Source organism: Microbacterium phyllosphaerae, assembly GCF_017876435.1.
Classification (GTDB): domain Bacteria; phylum Actinomycetota; class Actinomycetes; order Actinomycetales; family Microbacteriaceae; genus Microbacterium; species Microbacterium phyllosphaerae.
Window position 1 is genome coordinate 531,470 of record NZ_JAGIOA010000001.1, and the last position, 16,073, is coordinate 547,542.

Annotated in this window: 14 protein-coding genes; 3 read left to right on the plus strand and 11 right to left on the minus strand. The window is 65.0% G+C overall.

Features of this window, described 5'->3' with window-relative positions; all coding sequences use genetic code 11:
- Nucleotides 1-46: 46 nt before the first annotated feature.
- The 3 genes from JOF42_RS02535 to JOF42_RS02545 all read right to left on the minus strand — a co-directional run bounded on the left by JOF42_RS02535 (nucleotide 47) and on the right by JOF42_RS02545 (nucleotide 3,312).
- Nucleotides 47-1,372, minus strand: coding sequence for a GAF domain-containing protein (locus tag JOF42_RS02535; RefSeq protein ID WP_210096416.1), 1,326 nt, complete (start codon nucleotides 1,370-1,372; stop codon nucleotides 47-49).
- A 198-nt stretch (nucleotides 1,373-1,570) separates the two neighbouring features.
- Entirely contained in the window at nucleotides 1,571-2,998 is a 1,428-nt protein-coding gene (locus JOF42_RS02540; RefSeq protein WP_210096417.1) for a CCA tRNA nucleotidyltransferase, read from the minus strand.
- A gap of 20 nt (nucleotides 2,999-3,018) precedes the next feature.
- Nucleotides 3,019-3,312 (minus strand): hypothetical protein, encoded by a 294-nt coding sequence (locus tag JOF42_RS02545; RefSeq protein WP_060926201.1) that lies wholly within the window; start codon nucleotides 3,310-3,312, stop codon nucleotides 3,019-3,021.
- A 125-nt stretch (nucleotides 3,313-3,437) separates the two neighbouring features.
- On the opposite strand from JOF42_RS02545, the gene JOF42_RS02550 reads away from it, so the two are divergent.
- Nucleotides 3,438-5,978 (plus strand): purple acid phosphatase family protein, encoded by a 2,541-nt coding sequence (locus JOF42_RS02550; RefSeq protein ID WP_210096418.1) that lies wholly within the window; start codon nucleotides 3,438-3,440, stop codon nucleotides 5,976-5,978.
- Between the two features lie 53 nt (nucleotides 5,979-6,031).
- Here JOF42_RS02550 and JOF42_RS02555 read toward each other — a convergent pair whose 3' ends face one another.
- The gene (locus tag JOF42_RS02555; protein ID WP_210096419.1) at nucleotides 6,032-6,361 is read right to left on the minus strand and encodes a DHCW motif cupin fold protein; all 330 of its coding nucleotides are present in this window, start codon (nucleotides 6,359-6,361) and stop codon (nucleotides 6,032-6,034) included.
- Nucleotides 6,362-6,432: 71 nt separating this feature from the next.
- Here JOF42_RS02555 and JOF42_RS02560 point away from each other — a divergent pair, with 71 nt between their 5' ends.
- Nucleotides 6,433-6,894: an ASCH domain-containing protein gene (locus JOF42_RS02560; protein WP_210096420.1), complete on the plus strand. Its 462-nt coding sequence runs from the start codon at nucleotides 6,433-6,435 to the stop codon at nucleotides 6,892-6,894.
- A 26-nt stretch (nucleotides 6,895-6,920) separates the two neighbouring features.
- Here the strand turns inward: JOF42_RS02560 and JOF42_RS02565 are convergent, their stop codons facing one another.
- The 7 genes from JOF42_RS02565 to JOF42_RS02595 form a co-directional block, all read right to left on the minus strand.
- Nucleotides 6,921-8,876, minus strand: coding sequence for a carboxypeptidase regulatory-like domain-containing protein (locus JOF42_RS02565; protein WP_210096421.1), 1,956 nt, complete (start codon nucleotides 8,874-8,876; stop codon nucleotides 6,921-6,923).
- 221 nt (nucleotides 8,877-9,097) lie between these two features.
- Nucleotides 9,098-10,165 (minus strand): hypothetical protein, encoded by a 1,068-nt coding sequence (locus tag JOF42_RS02570; RefSeq protein WP_210096422.1) that lies wholly within the window; start codon nucleotides 10,163-10,165, stop codon nucleotides 9,098-9,100.
- Nucleotides 10,165-10,971 (minus strand): hypothetical protein, encoded by an 807-nt coding sequence (locus JOF42_RS02575; protein ID WP_210096423.1) that lies wholly within the window; start codon nucleotides 10,969-10,971, stop codon nucleotides 10,165-10,167. The genes JOF42_RS02570 and JOF42_RS02575 overlap by 1 nt, the downstream gene beginning before the upstream one ends.
- Nucleotides 10,968-11,357, minus strand: a complete 390-nt coding sequence (locus JOF42_RS02580; RefSeq protein ID WP_210096424.1) for a hypothetical protein — start codon at nucleotides 11,355-11,357, stop codon at nucleotides 10,968-10,970. Before JOF42_RS02580 ends, JOF42_RS02575 begins: the two co-directional genes overlap by 4 nt.
- A gap of 950 nt (nucleotides 11,358-12,307) precedes the next feature.
- Complete coding sequence (locus JOF42_RS02585) at nucleotides 12,308-12,805, minus strand: hypothetical protein (protein WP_210096425.1); 498 nt, start codon at nucleotides 12,803-12,805, stop codon at nucleotides 12,308-12,310.
- An 84-nt stretch (nucleotides 12,806-12,889) separates the two neighbouring features.
- Nucleotides 12,890-14,164: a hypothetical protein gene (locus tag JOF42_RS02590; protein WP_245340699.1), complete on the minus strand. Its 1,275-nt coding sequence runs from the start codon at nucleotides 14,162-14,164 to the stop codon at nucleotides 12,890-12,892.
- A 3-nt stretch (nucleotides 14,165-14,167) separates the two neighbouring features.
- Nucleotides 14,168-15,034, minus strand: coding sequence for a hypothetical protein (locus tag JOF42_RS02595; RefSeq protein ID WP_210096426.1), 867 nt, complete (start codon nucleotides 15,032-15,034; stop codon nucleotides 14,168-14,170).
- Between the two features lie 139 nt (nucleotides 15,035-15,173).
- On the opposite strand from JOF42_RS02595, the gene JOF42_RS02600 reads away from it, so the two are divergent.
- Nucleotides 15,174-16,019 carry a recombinase family protein gene (locus JOF42_RS02600; RefSeq protein ID WP_307803514.1) on the plus strand — a complete coding sequence of 282 codons (846 nt, stop codon included), beginning with the start codon at nucleotides 15,174-15,176 and terminating at the stop codon, nucleotides 16,017-16,019.
- Nucleotides 16,020-16,073: the final 54 nt, after the last annotated feature.

The following is a 16,073-nucleotide window of genomic DNA, read 5'->3' on the forward strand; positions in this document are numbered from 1 at the left end:
CGATCCGACGTCGAAATGCGACCAGTCGCGCGATTCGAACGCCGCGTCAGCGACCTTCGAGGCGCTCGATACGGGCGACGAGACCCGCGCGTTTCGGCGAACGGGCGGGGAGCATCTCGAGCGCGAGACGCAGGGCTGCGGCGTCTCCCTGCCCTTCCGGGATCTCGGCATAGGCCAGCAGCACGTCGAGACTCGCCTCCGACAGCATCGCCTCTCGCAGCGCCGCTCGGACGGTCTCGCGGAACTCCTCGACACCCGGCGACGTCGATTCGGGCAGCACCGGCCCACGGTACGCGGTGAGCGCGACGCGGTGGGCGCCGCGGTCGAGCAGCGACAGCACGTCGTGCGCATCCGTCTCGAGGGGCACGGTCAGGCGGTAGGGGCGGGACTCGGGCACGAGGCTGGGCGCGTGCTTCTCGAGCACCTTGCGCAGGCGCACCATCTCGGGCCGCAGCGTGTCGGCGGATGCGTCGGGGCCGTAGACGAGTTCGCTCAGTCGCTCTGCCGACAGGCCCTGCCGGTTGATCGCGAGCATCAGCAGGATGGCGGCGTGGCGGGCGCTGAGCTCGATGACCGACTCTTCGAGCTCGGTCTCGCTCTCGAGCCGGGCCCGGTCTCGACCGAGCACATGGAGTGTCGCGCGAGTCGTCGGTTTGGCCCGTGAAGAGATCGTCGTCGGTCGATGCGACTCGCTCCGTTCCCGCAGGCGAGCCACCATGAGCTCGGATTCCACGGCCCGTGCCGTGGCGTCGACGAGAAGGCGGGCCTGAGTCGAGACGACCTCGTCTCCGCCCGTGATGTCGATGACGCCGAGAACCCGCTGCGTCTCGGGGTCTCGCACGGGCGCGGCGGTGCACGACCACGGGTGCACGAGGCGGTTGTAGTGCTCCGCACCGCGGATCTGCACGGACTGACCCAGGGTCAGCGCGGTTCCGGGCGCGGTGGTGCCGACGGCATCCTCGGCCCAGTTCGCGCCCGCGACGAATCCCATGCCCTCGGTGAGCGACTGCAGCTGGCGGTCGCCTTCGATCCAGAGCAGGCGTCCGGCCTGATCGCCGACGGCGATGACGACCCCGGATTCCTCGGGTGTGCCCGGGAGCAGCAGCGCACGGATCATGTCCATGGCGGATGCCAGCGGATGCGCGAGCCGGTACGCCTCGAGCTCTTCGGTCACGAGCTCGATCCGCGGGGCCTCCTCGGGCCCGACTCGCCCTCGCCACGATCGCACCCAGGACTCCCGCACCAGCGGTCGCACCTGCTGCAGGCGGTGGTCGTCGAGGTTGCCGGCGATCAGCTCTTCGTGTGCGCGCTCGATCAGGAGACGAGAGGCCTCAGGCGGGCCGTCACGTGACACCTGCCACGACGCAACCACAGCGTCTCCGATCGTCGATGGTGGAGCGTTACCTCAGTGTAGGAGCCGGATGCCACGGGCGGAACCCGCGATATTCCGGTTGTGGTGCACAGATGCATGTCCAGATCACGGGTGCAGGCTCAGATCGGCGATCCGGGCATGCAGGTGTGATCTGAGCATGCAGGTGTACGCGGTGACGAACCGGAGGAGTGAGCGGGCTCAGGCCCGGGCGGCCCACCACTCGCGGAGGCGCTGCTCGGAGGCATCCGGTCCGATGACACCCTCGTCGAGACGCAGTTCGAGCAGGAACCTGTAGGCCTCGCCGACCTCGCGACCGGGGGCGATGCCGAGGATGCTCTGGATCTGGTTGCCGTCGAGCTCGGGACGGATCGAGTCGAGTTCCTCCTGCTCGCGCAGCGCGGCGATGCGCGACTCGATGTCATCGTAGGCTCCGGCCAGGCGACCGGCCTTGCGCTTGTTGCGAGTGGTGACGTCGGCGCGGGTGAGGATGTGCAGGCGCTCGAGCTGGTCGCCGGCGTCGCGCACGTAGCGGCGCACCGCGGCATCCGTCCAGGCGCCCTCGGCATATCCGAAGAATCGAAGGTGCAGCTCGATCAGCTTCGCGACCGCGTCGGTCGTGTCGGTGTCGAACCGCAGCGCCTGCAGACGCTTTCGCGCCATGCGCGAGCCGACGACGTCGTGGTGGTGGAACGTGACCACTCCCCCGTCTTCGAGCTTGCGGGTGCGGGGCTTGCCGATGTCGTGCAGCAGCGCGGCGATGCGCAGCGCGACGTCGGGTTCGGCGCCGGGGTTGCGCGACTGCTCGAGCGAGATCGCCTGGCTGAGCACCGTGAGCGAGTGCTCGTAGACGTCCTTGTGGTGGTGGTGCTCGTCGACCTCGAGTCGCAGCGCGCTGACCTCCGGCAGGAACTCCTCGATCAGACCGGTGTCGACCAGCACGCGGATGCCGCGCACGGGGTCATCGGTCTGCATCAGCCGCACGAGCTCGGATTGGATGCGCTCCGGGCTCACGATCTCGAGTGTCGCCTTGAGCTCGGTGATCGCATCCCACGTGGCGTCATCGATGCGGAATCCCAGCTGGGCGCTGAAGCGCGCCCCGCGGAGAATCCGCAGTGGGTCGTCGCCGAACGAGACCTGCGGATCCGCCGGAGTGCGGAGCACCCCGCCGATGAGGTCTTCGACGCCCCCGGTCGGATCGACGAGCTTGACGGCCGGCACCAGCAGCGCCATCGCGTTGACCGTGAAGTCGCGGCGGTGCAGGTCGGCGTCGATCGTGTCGCCGAACTCGACCGTCGGCTTGCGGGTCACCCCGTCGTAGCTGTCGGCCCGGTACGTGGTGACCTCGACCTGCTCGCCCTGCACCCGTGCGCCGATCGTGCCGAACGCACGGCCGATGTCCCACTGGGCGGTCGAGATCGGCGTGACGATGCGCAGGATGTCGTCGGGCAGCGCGTTCGTGGTGAAGTCGAGGTCGTGCGTCGGGCGGCCGAGCAGCGCATCGCGCACCGGACCGCCGACCACGGCGAGGTCGAAGCCCGCCGCCGAGAACGCGTCGGCGAGGGTGCGGACGACCGGATTCTCGGCGAGCGCGCCGAGACGGTCGAGGCCGTCAGCCATATTGAGCATGGGTTCCAGCGTACCGGGGGTCAGAACAGCGGGTTCTCGCCCTTTGCCTGGGCGATGGCGCGGACTCGGGCCTGCATGAGCCTCATGAGCAGAGCACTCATCAGGAATCCGCCGACCACGGCGACCGCGACGATGAACCAGATGCCGACCTCGGGATCGATCAGCTCGAATCCGTAGATCGCGACGGCGAGCAGGAGCAGCACCGGTCCCTCGATCAGCGCGAAGGTGATGAACAGCCGCGTCTGACGCCTGCCGAAGTCGGCAGTGACCGCCCGGACGCGTGCCTCGATCGAGGATTCGCCTGCGTAACTCATGCCCCCACCGTAGCGACGTTCACCCATCGGTCGGGCGATGGCAACCGCCAGGTCATCCTCCTTCGATGGGCTGGTCGGGCCCCGTGCGGCTGAGCACGGAAACCCCCACCTCACGAAGGACACTCATGACCTCCCCCACCCCTGCGGTGCGGTGGCGGCGTTACGGACTCGCGTCCGCCGCCGTCCTCGCCCTGCTCGGCGGCGCCGTCGTCGCCCCCATCGCGACCGCCGCACCCGACCCCGAGGTGCCGACCGGCTCGCTGATCACCGGCGACACCAGCTGGCGCTACCTCGACGACGGTTCCGACCCGTCGCCGGCACCCGCGGCCCTCCGTGACTGGACCCTCCCCGACTACGACGACAGCGCCTGGAAGTCGGCACCCGGCTCGTTCGGCGCGAAGAAGGGCGCGCTCGCGCCGGTCGGGCCGGTCACCCCGAAGACGCTGCTGAACCACTACATCGACGGGACGGCGGCGCCGACCGTTCCCACCTACTTCTTCCGCACCACGTTCGAGCTCGAGGCGGGCGTCGCCGAGCAGGTCGCGGCGCTGCGCAGCACCATCACCTACGACGACGCGATCGTCGTCTGGATCAACGGCGAAGAGGTCGCCCGCTACGTCGACGGCCGCATCACCGACACCGTCAACGTCGAGTACGCCGGGGACAGCGGGGGCGACCCTCTCACCAGCACGTTCAGCGCCGAAGGCGACCTGCTGCACGACGGCACGAACGACATCGCCGTCGCGCTGTTCCAGGACCGTGAGACCAGCTCGGACATCTACTTCGACATGTCGTCGCTCACGCTCGTCGAGGCATCGGACCCCGGCTCGCCCGTCGTGGCTCCGCCGACCCGCGTGATCCTGACCCCGACCGAGCAGCCCGCCGTGTCGCAGTCGTTCTCATGGCTCGCAGGCGACGCCTCGCACACGATCGGCCAGGTCGAGATCGCCCCGACGGCCGGAGGCGAGACGCGCACGGTCGACGCCTACGACGCAGGAGTCGTGAACGGCAACCCGAACAAGCACTTCTCGGCGACGGTCACCGGTCTGCAGCCCGCGACCGCCTACCGCTACCGCGTGGGTCTTCCCGGCAGCTGGAGCGACTGGTTCGAGTTCCGCACCGCCGACCCCAAGGCCACCGACTTCCAGTTCATCTACTACGGCGACGCGCAGATCGGCCTCGACACGACCTGGCCGAGCGTGGTGAAGCAGGCGGAGGCCCAGGCTCCCCGTTCGATCGGTTCCGTACACGCCGGTGACCTCATCAACACCTCGAGCAACGAGAACGAGTGGCTCAACTGGTTCAAGGGCATGGAGGACTCCGCGGTCCGCACCAACGTCATGGCGGCCCCCGGCAACCACGAGTACTCGGGCGACAAGCTGCTCACCGCGTGGAAGGCCGCGTTCGAGTACCCCCACAACAACCCGTCGACGAGCACGATCGGCGACCTGGCCGACCTCGCGAAGGGTGACACCGAGGTCGCGGCTCAGTACCGCGCGTTCTTCGATCACTGGAGCTCGTTCGCCGCCGAGACCGCGTACTACACCGACTACCAGGGCGTGCGCTTCATCACCCTCAACGCGACGCGCGACACCACCTTCCTCACCCCGGCGGGTCTTCCGTCGTGCACGGGTGCGGAGTGCCCCTCGGCGCAGATCGGCGTGCTGTGGACCCGCTTCCAGGCCGCATGGCTCGACCTGCTGCTGCAGAACAGCCCGTCGAAGTGGAACGTCGTCACGTTCCACCAGCCGGTGTTCTCGGCATCCGAGGGTCGCGACGAGCCGGTGCTGCGCGCCGAGTGGCTCCCCGTCTTCCAGCGCAACGACATCGACCTGGTGCTCATGGGCCACGACCACACGTACGCCCGCGGCTACGTGAACACCGATGCGACCGACACCCCCGGCATGACCTCGGGCCCCGTCTACGTCGTGTCGAACTCGGGCGCGAAGCACTACGAGCTCGAGACGCCGGAGAAGAACGTCTGGACCAACAACGGCGCCACCCAGGTGCTGCGCGGCCAGGGCGTGACCACGTACCAGGTGATCGACGTGTCGAAGAACCAGCTCGTCTACCGCTCGTACCTCGCGGAGAAGCAGCCGGATGCCACGACCGACCTCCCCGTCGGCTCGGTCTACGACACCTTCACCGTGACGAAGTCGGATGCCGGTGAGAAGTGGGTCACTGAGGCCGGTGTCACCCCGCCCGTGATCGAGGAGCCCGCCGCGCCCGAGGTCACGCTGGGTGCCGCATCCGTCGTCGCCGGTGGCAAGATCACCGTCTCCGGCAGCGGATTCGAGGCGGATGCCGCGCTGCGCTTCGAGCTGCGCTCCGACCCGGTCGACCTGGGCACCGCGACCACCGATGCGGACGGCGCGTTCAGCCGCACGCTCACGATCCCGGCGAACACCCCCGCAGGGACGCACACCCTCGCGGTGATCCTCGCCGACGGCACAGAGGTGACCTCGCCGGTGACCGTGACCGCCGCCGCGAGCGGCGGGGTGACCACGCCGGGCGAGACGGGTGGAGCGACCGACGGATCGCTCGCGACGACGGGTGCCGACAGCACGCCGTACATCGTCGGAGCGGTCGTGCTGCTCGCCCTCGGCCTCGGCCTGTTCGCGATGCGGCGCCGCCGCCACCCGGCCGGCACGGAGTCCGCGGAGTAGTCGGTCGCATCCGCTGTTCGGGCGTCGTCGGGGCTTCGGTCCCGGCGGCGCCCTCAGTCGACGACGAACAGCCGAGCACCCGTCGTCGTGCTCGACCGGTGCGGCTCCATGTCCGTGCCGACCTGGTAGCTCTCCCCGGGATGCAGGGTGAACGTTCGGCCGTCTTCGAGCTCCGTGTCGAGACTGCCCTCGATGACGAAGAGCACGTGCCCGCGGGTGCACCAGTGGTCGGCCAGATACCCGGGTGAGTACTCGACCATGCGGATGCGCGTGTCACCGATCTGCTGAGACCGCCACACGGCTTCGCCGGTGATGCCCGCATGGATCGTGGGCTCGACGTCTGCCCAGGTGGTCGTGCTGAAGGCGTGGCCGGGGAGGTTCATCTGTTCAGTATGTGTCACCGCGGAGCACCGCCGGAGACGGTCGATCGGATGCCGCGGCCTAGGCTGGCTGCATGACCGATGGCGCCGCGATCACCGACTTCTGGCACCGCGTCCGCGCAGAGCACCCCTCCCTTCCGTCGGAACTCCCCGAAGCCTGGGCGTTCGGGGCGACGCCCGACCACGCCGATGCGCTGCTCGCCCTGGTGCTCTCGGGCGCGAAGACCGGAACCGCCTCGTCGCTCTGGGATTACGAGGCCTCCGGCGATCCCGTTCCCTCCGCGGGCGAGCTAAGCATCATCCTCGACGGGTCAGGGGCGCCGCGCGCCGTCATCCGGACGATCGACGTGCGCACAGTGCCGTTCGACCAGGTCACGGCCGAGCACGCTCACGCCGAGGGAGAGGGCGACCGCACGCTTCGCTACTGGCGCGAGTCGCACGAACGCTACTGGCGCACTCATTCCGAGAGCCCGCGAGGCTTCGAGCCCGACATGCCCGTCGTCTGCGAGCTGTTCCAGGTTCTCCACCCGCGCTGAGGCACACGGCGGATGCCGCGTCGTACTCAGTCGCGGTTCGCGCGACGCCGGGCGATCAGGAACAGCACGACTCCGAGCACCAGCACGGCCGCGCCTCCCGCTGCCCAGGCGAAGGTCTCCGGCCCGAGTCCGGTGCCGGGCAGCTGACCGCCACCCGTGCTCGGCGGAGTCGATGGATCGGTCGGGTCGGTGGGGTCGGTCGGATCCGGCGGGATGACGACCGCCGCGGCGAGCGTGAAGTCCTGGTCGACGAACGTCTCGCCGGCAGCCGTGACCACGACAGTGAGCGTCGAGGGGCCGACGATCGTGCTGCCCGACGGCGCCGTGATGGTCAGCGTGTAGGTGCCCGGCGACAGGTCATCGAGCCCGTAGCTGCCGTCAGCATCCGTCGTCAGCTGCTGCGATCCCTCGTCCGTGCCGACGGTGATGACGACTCCGCTCACCGGCGCCCCGCCCTCCGTGCGCACCACTCCGGCGAGCGCGCCAGAGCGCGCCAGCTCAAAGTCGACGTTCGCGACGTCGGTTGCGTCGAGATCCTCCGTGCGGCTGACGGGGCCGGTCGCGGTGTAGCCGTCGGGGGTCGTCATCGTGACCTCGTACTCCCCGGAGGGCAGCCTCGGGAACCGGTAGGCACCGCTCGCGTCGGTGACCGCGGTGACGACGTCGCCGCCCGAGGATGCGGTGATCACGACGCCGGCGACACCGGTGCCGTTCGCGCGCACGGCTCCGCTGAGGTCGGGATTCTCGACCAGGACGAAGTCATCGAGGATGATCGGCACTTCGCTGTCTTCCGGCACCACCAGCGGCTCCGTCGGATCCGTCGTGCTGAAGCCGGGAGGCGGTGTCACGACGACGGTGTGCGGGCCGACCGCGACCTCGTCGAAGAGATAGTTGCCGTCGGCATCCGTCGTGGTGGTCTGCGTGCCGTCGACGGTCACCGTGACACCCGCGACCGGATTGCCCTCGCCATCGACGACCCGGCCGGAGACCGCCACGGGAACGATGTTGCGCACCTCGAAGTCGGCGACGTCGTCATCCGTCGTGAGGTCCACCGCCTGAGACGTCGAGCCCACGGCGATCTTGCCGTCGGGTGGCGTGACCCGCACCGTGTATCCGCCTGTCGCGACGAAACCGGGGAACGAATAAGTGCCTCCGGCGCCGGTCGTCGTCGTGCCCACGATGTCGCCGTTCGCGTCGGTGAGTGAGAGCGCGACGCCCTCGAGCACACCGTCGGCCTGGTCGGTGACCGTGCCCGAGATGTCACGGGCGATCGACGCGAACCAGGTCTGGTACACCGGGAATCCGGCTCGGCGCGTGAAGAAGAAGGTGAGCGAGGTGATCGGCACCGAGGGCTCGAACCAGGCTGCCGCGCCACTCGTGTCGGCCGCCGCCGCGTTGCCCGTGAGCGTCTGCGTCGCGGTGTCCCACGTCGGCACGTCTGCGGCGTCTCCCGTGCACGAGGGCTTGCCGGCGAGACCGGGGGCGCAGTAGTTGAACCCGCCCTGGAAGCCGAGCTGCTCTTCCGTCAGCGCCTGGCCGTTCGCCCCGAGGGCCTGGATGCGCACCGAGTCGGCATCGATGTCACCCAGCACGAAGGTCCAGCCGGACGCCGGTGTGGGCGACGCGAACGAGTACGTGGTCGTCGACGGACTCGTGGCGTTGTCGACCTTCGGCCGCAGGTTCAGGTACTGCTCGTTGAGGCTGGTGCCGTACTTGGCGCCGACGGGGGTTCCCTGCGACAGCCAGTTCGTGGAGCCCGAGATGACGCCCACCTGCCCCGAGCGCGAATCGCTCGTCATGGTGGCGGTCATCGCGGGCTGCGCGGCGATCTCGACGGTGGTCGTGTATGCCCCACTCGTTCCGGTGAGCGGCTGCCAGCTCGCCCACGATGTGGTGGTGGCCGCCGCGGCCGGAATCACACCGACCAGCGTCGCGACCAGCACGGTCGCCCCTGCAAGAAGTCCACCCCTGGCCGCACGCATGCGGCGAGCGTATCGATATATCGCTGCCGGTGTCGAGGGCAGAAGCGGACTCAGAGAACGGCGAAGGGGCGGATGCCGCAGCATCCGCCCCTTCGTATCACTCAGTCTCGGTGGTTCTCAGACGGGATCGCCCCATCTGTACCCCTCCAGATCGTTTCACTCACCCTAGTGGTGCCTCGACATAGGTCGGGTGATGGGCGAGAGTGACGGTCGAGCTGGACTCACATGCTGCGGTGGTCATTCTTTAGCGGCTTCTCCTGCTGCTTCCGCGCGACGCGCCGGCGGCTCGACTCGCTCGGTTTGCGGTCCTTGAGCGCACTCATAGACGCATCGACCTGTCGAACGTGGCCCTCGTAGCCGAGGTCAAGTCCGATCTGCCTACTCTCTGCTAAGCGGCTATGCGCTTGCTTGTACATACCGGGCATGCGGCCCAGAATCTGGCCAAGCGAGTGAAGAACCTTCGCGCGTCCCCACTGGTCGTCCGCTTCGGTCAGCAGGTCCAGACTCCTCAGGAGCAGTTTGATGGCTTGTTGGACGTTCTTTGGCTTCTGCTTCGCTATGCAAAGTGCCGTCGAGTGAAGAACCTGCGCCTGGTGCCAACTGTCCTTGAGGCGCACCCCGCTTCGCAGACTCTTCTTGAATAACGGAATGAAGTTCTCATTCTTGTTCGGTGCCGTGTGTTGACAATCCCAGTGGGCGACGAGGTGCTGCGCAATCGCTGCCTCCCGGGACTCGTCGTCATGCTCAAGGAATTCCCGGAACAGGGCGATTGCTTCGGCTTCTCGTTGGGAACGGTATGCCGTCATAGCGCGAAGGAACAGGACGTCGGTCGAGTCGACCTCGATCAACCCCCGTTCGGTCTGCTCCTCCGCCAAAGTCAGACCCTGAATGTTTATGGCCAGCGAATCGACGTCGGCAACATCCCTGTACTCGCGAGCACCGGTGGCGGGACTAAGTTCAGTCGAGTGGTAGGCGCGCCCAGCCCCTGTCGCCAAATAGGCGGGCGTTCCAGCCGCGGAGGAACCCGCGAGCGACAGATAGTGCCGGTTGGCTCGCAACCACAGATCGTCGTTCCTCGACACGTTCGCGAGTACCTGCTTGCGCAGACCTGGCTCGAACTGCCACTCGCCAGCGCTGTGCGTGATGAAGCCGAACATGCGAAGTGGGGCCAACACACTGTCATCGAAACCAAATGCCCGAAGAGCATCATCTGCGGACTTCGGCGTATGAGCGCTGGCGGCGGCGAGAACGACAACCTCAGGGCGTTCAGCAATCTCGGTAGTAGACATCAGGAGGCCGATCCCTTCCGCATCATCAACATCGCCATCGCAGCGTAAAGCGCCTCAACCGTGTGGCTCGTTTCCAAGATCCCTCGCGCCAGAACGAGTGCATCACGCTCTTCACGTTCCCACGAGAGTCTGAGCGCCAGCTCAGCAAACTCATCTTGCATGCCCACGAGACTCCGGGGTAGATCAATCATGTGCGGCGACATCGCTGGCAGCGACTCGCCCTCGACAGCAAGATCTGAGGAACTGTATTGGAAGACGACGTGCGCGCCTAGGTCCACCATCTTCTCGAGGGCTGGTTGCCAGATGCTGTGATGGAAGTCGCGCCTCAGGGTCGAGGACATCGAATCACAGTTGCTGAAAACTACGAGCAGGTCGTCAAAACGTCGTCCGCCATCGATCTCATCGTCGAGCAGCCGTATCAGAGCGCCGATCTCTTCAGCTTCACTGATGCTCCCTACGTACACGTGCACGTTCTCTACCGTTACCGATCCGAACCAAGCATGCACGTCGCTTGCGACCGTGACCGACAAGTGCTGCTGAGGAGGGGCGAACGGCTTCGACGCACCGATGACTCGGAATATCTCCTTCAAAGCAGCCAACGGGCTCGCAGTCAACTGATTATGCGGTTCCACCTTCGCCACCAAGCGAGAAAGAGGCACCTGCTGCGCTATCCCTGCAAGCACGTTTAGGAACTGGGACGGCATGCACGCGGAGTCCGCACGGACGTGCAGGACACCTCCCGCGTCGGCCAGGAAGGTGCGCGCTTTCTCCAGTTCCGATGACCAGTTGATGTGGTAATCAGTCACTTTTGGCCGCTCTCGGGGTCAGAGGGGTCCTTCGTTGTCGGATTTTCTGGCGTCGTGCCTGAGCGAATGTCGGAGATTTCGATGTTTCGGCCCGAGATGTCAGATGCAGTTTCGGAACTCACGTGGCCGCCGGTGGGAACATCGGCGTCCACTCGTGAGACACGCACGTCGCCTCGGCCGCGAAGGCCGGACACGGTCCGGTGAGTGACGGTCCCGTCGCGCCCGCGACCGATCACGAGGGAACCGACCAGAGCCGCAACCAGTCCAATCGCAACCGCAGATATTAACGACCAGGGCATCTGAAGAATGTCCAGACCCGTGGTGATCGCCCACACCACTACCGCCGCGCCGATGCCGACAATCGCGGTGCCGAGATGCGTCCTCATGGCGTCATGCTAGTGGCGCCAGTTGCATCGAGAGTGAAGGACACGAAATTCCGTACGCCGAGTATTCGTCATAGGGCGTACCCCTGCACCGGGCCTTCTGTGTTGGGGCGCCATCCCAACGCTGGTGCAACATGCTTTGCAAAATTTTCGAGAAGAAATGGAAATCGTGAACGCTACAGACACAATCGTCCCCATCGGGGACTACACAGGTATGGATCTCCAGGAGTTCGCTCAGGAGCATCCTGACGAGGCCCACGCCCTGCTCGATGACCGAACCTTCAAGCTGGAGATTTCATCCCAGTACTACTACCTGAGGGCGTCTGGCCACTACAGAAGCGTAGGTCTGACGGCTCCTCGGCGTGGTCGGCGGAGGTGGCACTGACATGGAGATCCCCACATCGCTCAGAGAACGGATTTAAAGCACTGTCTGCAACGGGACACTACGCACTACGGAGTTTGGCTCCTGTGATTGGAGCTGGCTGGATCATCCCGAGCATTGCGACGAAGCAGCGTGGCAGCTCCACTGGCTAGAGGAGGCGAGCATCGGGTCGGAGGCGGACGGATTCAAGGATGACGCCGAAGCCCTCTTCGAACTGGCCGCCGTGATCGCAGACGAGCTGTCTACAACGGGGAGGCACTGATGGACAGCATCATGGGGCGAGCTGAGACTCTGGCCGGAGCGTCGGCTGGAGGCCCGGTCAAAGATGTGCAGATCTCGAAGCGAGCCAGGTCGGCTGATGGGCGGGGAACTGTCCTGAGCGATCCCGCTCGATTCGCCGTCTACTACAGACTGCCCGAAGACCCGAAAACTGCTCTGCGTCGAATGGCTCCCATGTGCCTCACGCTCGATGAAGAGGAGCTGCGAGCATTGGAGCAGGCGCGCTGAGCTGGTGTGCGACACCACAGGGCCACGATCCAACAGCGGATCGTGGCCCTGATGCGTGGAGAGATTATGAAAGCGCCTGCGGCGGCGGTGATCCCTTGTTGGTGAGGGTCGCAACGACGACCAGACCAACTGTCAGAAGGCCACCGATGATGAACTGAGTTCGTCTGCTGCTTTTGTTATTCGCATCGATCAGCTCGCTGGTCGTTTTGCCGCTCTGCTTTTGCGTGCTGTCGATGATCTCGTAGATCCGCTCGCGCTCCGCATCGCTCACGCCGTCTTGATCGAGCCTCTTCAAAAGCCCCTCGATGGTGTTGTTGGCAGTTTCGAAGTAGGGAGTGCCAATCTTCGGAATCGACTCGCGATCGCCCGCTCGCACCTCCCGCAGCGCCTCGAATCCCACAGAGAGAAACTGGGCAAAAGGCGGGTGGGTGACGGCGAACCGGGCCAGCTCGTCGGGGCTGCGCTTGAGCAGCTCTGCGGCTTCCTCGGGGGTGGGGTTCGACCAATCCGCAATCTGCGGCTCGTCAGCCGGTGACTTGTCTGTATCGCCCTCGTCGCTCATACCGCCCTTTCCGTCGGTCTGATTTCATCGTAGTGTCTGGCTTCTGCGGGCCAGATGTTCTCCCGGCGCGATCGCTGCAGCCCGTCAAAGCATGTAGGTGAGAAGATCCTTGTGCTTCTCTTCCCACCCAGCGCATTTCGGGTGGGTAGCGAGCCAAACCCGGGTTGCACCCAGTGCCGAGTAGATGTTGTTCACAAGTTCGATCTGCTGATGGATGAAGGTCTGATCCGTGATGTTCAGACGGATCCGGTGGGCCGGTCCCTGGCGGGCCTCCCTCACTGCCGCCATCGGCGAAACGATCTTCTTCGCCCTGTCCTCAGCCACGCCACCGCTCTGCAGGAAGCGCTCGAACCTCTTGAGTGTGCCCAAACGCTGGCCTCGCTCGTCAACGGCCTCAATCCCAGCCGCCTTAAAGAAGTCGGACTGGAGGTTGTCCGAGAGAACCTTGTCGAGTTGGAGCACGAAGTCATCCCACTCCCGCTGAGACGGACGCAGTAGCCATCCCATGTCAGAGGGCCGTTCGGTGGAACGGAACATTGGTTGGTCGAAGGCGAGGACGGCCAGCTCGTTCAGGTTCGCGAGTTCCATGAAGAGTCTGTTGAAAGGGCCGACGCCGTCCGGAAAGATCCCCATCTGAGAGTTCCACCAGAGGGGATGCGGCTCCAGGTTGGTCCCGTCGACCTGGTATGTCTCCCAGCGGCGCTGATGCTCGGGGGTCAGCGTGATGAGGTCGCAATGGAACACTGCCACTCTGCGTTCGATGGGTGATTCTGCGTCCTTCGGATCGTAAGCCGTCAGATCGTAGGCGAAGCCGATGTGGTTCAGGCCGACATGATCCCGCTCGAAGACCCCCTCGTCATCGAACGCTTCATCGCTGAGGCCCATGCTCGCGCCGGTATCACCGATGTCGAAGCGGAATCGGCTGTCGTTCCTGTACTGCTCAAGAACATCGAACTGGAAGTAGGCCAGCTCCAGCGTGCCTTTTCCCCGAGCCATGGCCCGGGCAAAGGGGCGACCCGCGAGCCGACTTGGGAGACGCACGCCCTTCATGCCAGCGGTGGTGGGGTAGAGGCAAAGACCGTAGTCCGAGCGTGTCAAGTCCCGCATGTCTTGGATCTGGTCATCAGTCGAACGCTTCGACGGCCAGGGGCGGATGTGAATGTTCGGGTAGTCCGCTCCGGTCATCACCTGAATCAGGCTGGCTTCAAGAAGCTCGATGGCGGGCGCTCGCGCTGACTCAACGCGAGCCTTCCGGATGTGCAGACCGTTGAACTCCCCGGACCCGAGGTATCGATCTCGGATCAGCCCCATCAGCTCCACCGCTTCCGCGCTGAGTTCAGGCCGCTGCTTTGCCGCCATGTTTCAAATCCTGAGGTCCCGGGTAATCCATGTACCGACCTCGCGCTTGATTGAGTTATCGATGTCGAACCCGTCGAACTCCTTGTACAGGCGATGGACCACATCTGAAGGCATGTTCGGCAGCCGCTTCTCCTTCAGAAGAAGGGTCCGCTTGCCCCGGCCCATCAGATACCCGAGTTCGAGGGAAACATTCGGATTGTAGTCTCGCTGTTCGATGTCCTCGAAGACGGCGATGCCGTAGGCGCAACCAGTCAAGTAAACCTCGATGTTGGACCACAGCTCGCCGGTGTAGTCCCGGTCATCGGCACGCACAGCATTCATTCCGTGTTCGGCCAGACCAGCCACGATGGCGTCATGGATCTGCTTCATCTGAGGGGTCGCACCGAAGCGCATCATGATGAACACATTCCGACTGGGTTCCGGGTGGTCTTCGAGGAAGGCTCTGAGGTAAGGCTCGAGATGCCTTACATGCTGGAAGTCGCCGAGTTTCTCCAGGGTGTTCATGGTCTCTACTTCCTTGGCATGAGCAGCGGCGGCTGCTTCGACCTTCTCCAATCGCTGCGAGTCCGTCGGCAGCGGCAGGCTGACGAGCGCTGCGAGTTCCAGGCCCAACTGTTGAGTTACGAGATTCCCCACCGCGCGGAGAGCCACCAGATCTGAAGGGCGATCGAGCCAAAGCAACTGCGACATCGCTGCCGCGGGTGACAGGCCCACAAGAAGCTGATCGCTGTCCCGGAGCACGACCAGCGAAAAGGGTCGGAAGAACGGCGAGAGGTGACGAGCGAGGTCGAGTTCGTCGAGTCGCCTCGCTACAGCGTCCCCGAACTGGTCCAGAACCTTCGCAACCTCGGCGTGAGTCTCGTCACTCATCTCACTGTTGCCAGTGCTTACACCCGGCCAGTTCAAGCCCATCGCAGCCCCCGCTTCTGTTGCGCTGACATGAGCCTATCGATGCGAGCCGACATCGGCTTGTGTGGCCCGGGTCGTTGATCTTGGCGATGCGTTGCGAGTGTCAATCTCAACCACAGGTGCGAACACCGTCAGCTCCCAGTCGCTCGATACGCTTTGGCGCGTCAACCGCAAGTCACTGCGATATGTCTTTGACACAAACGAATGGAGCAGGCTTGTGATTGACACACCCCACCCCAATGGCCAAGAAGTCGCCTACCTGAGAGTCTCAACCAGGGATCAGAACCTGGCCCGACAGGAAGCACTTGCGGCCTCCTGCGAAGCCTCTGGCGGTAGATCCTTCAGAGAGAAGCAAAGCGGTAAGGATAGAAAGGCGCGCCCTCAGCTGCGGCTTGCGATCGACTACTGCAGAGACGGAGACACGCTCGTGGTCTGGAGCGTGGATCGCCTCGCCCGGAGCATTCGTGATCTACGCGACATCGTTGCTGAACTCCTGGCGAAAGGAGTTTCTGTCCGGTTCGAGAAGGATGGGATGAGCTTCGCCCCGGGCGAGCGAGCGACGGCGGCGCAGAATCTCCAGCTCAACATTCTCGGCGTCTTTGCGGAGTTCGAGCGGGACATCTCGAGGGAGCGTCAGGCTGAGGGAATCGCTCAGGCCAAGAAGAAGGGCACATACAAGAAGCGGAAGAAACGCTACGCCCTGGCGCTAGAGCAGATCGAGATCGCTCGGGAGCGCATTGATCTCGGAGTTCCTGTGGCCAAGGTCGCGAGGGATCTCGGTGTATCTCGACCAACCCTTTACAGGGCTATGAACGATGAGAGCTACGGCACTCAACCCAACATCGAGGCGATCGACGCTGAGCTGATGGAGGAGATGTCCCGGGTGATGATGGAGGCAGTGGAGCAATACAACGCTGAAGCCGAACTCGAGGCCGCTCATGCTTGAGATGACAATCGAGAGAATCGAGGAGATCCAGGCTCTCGGGATCTGATGACCGAG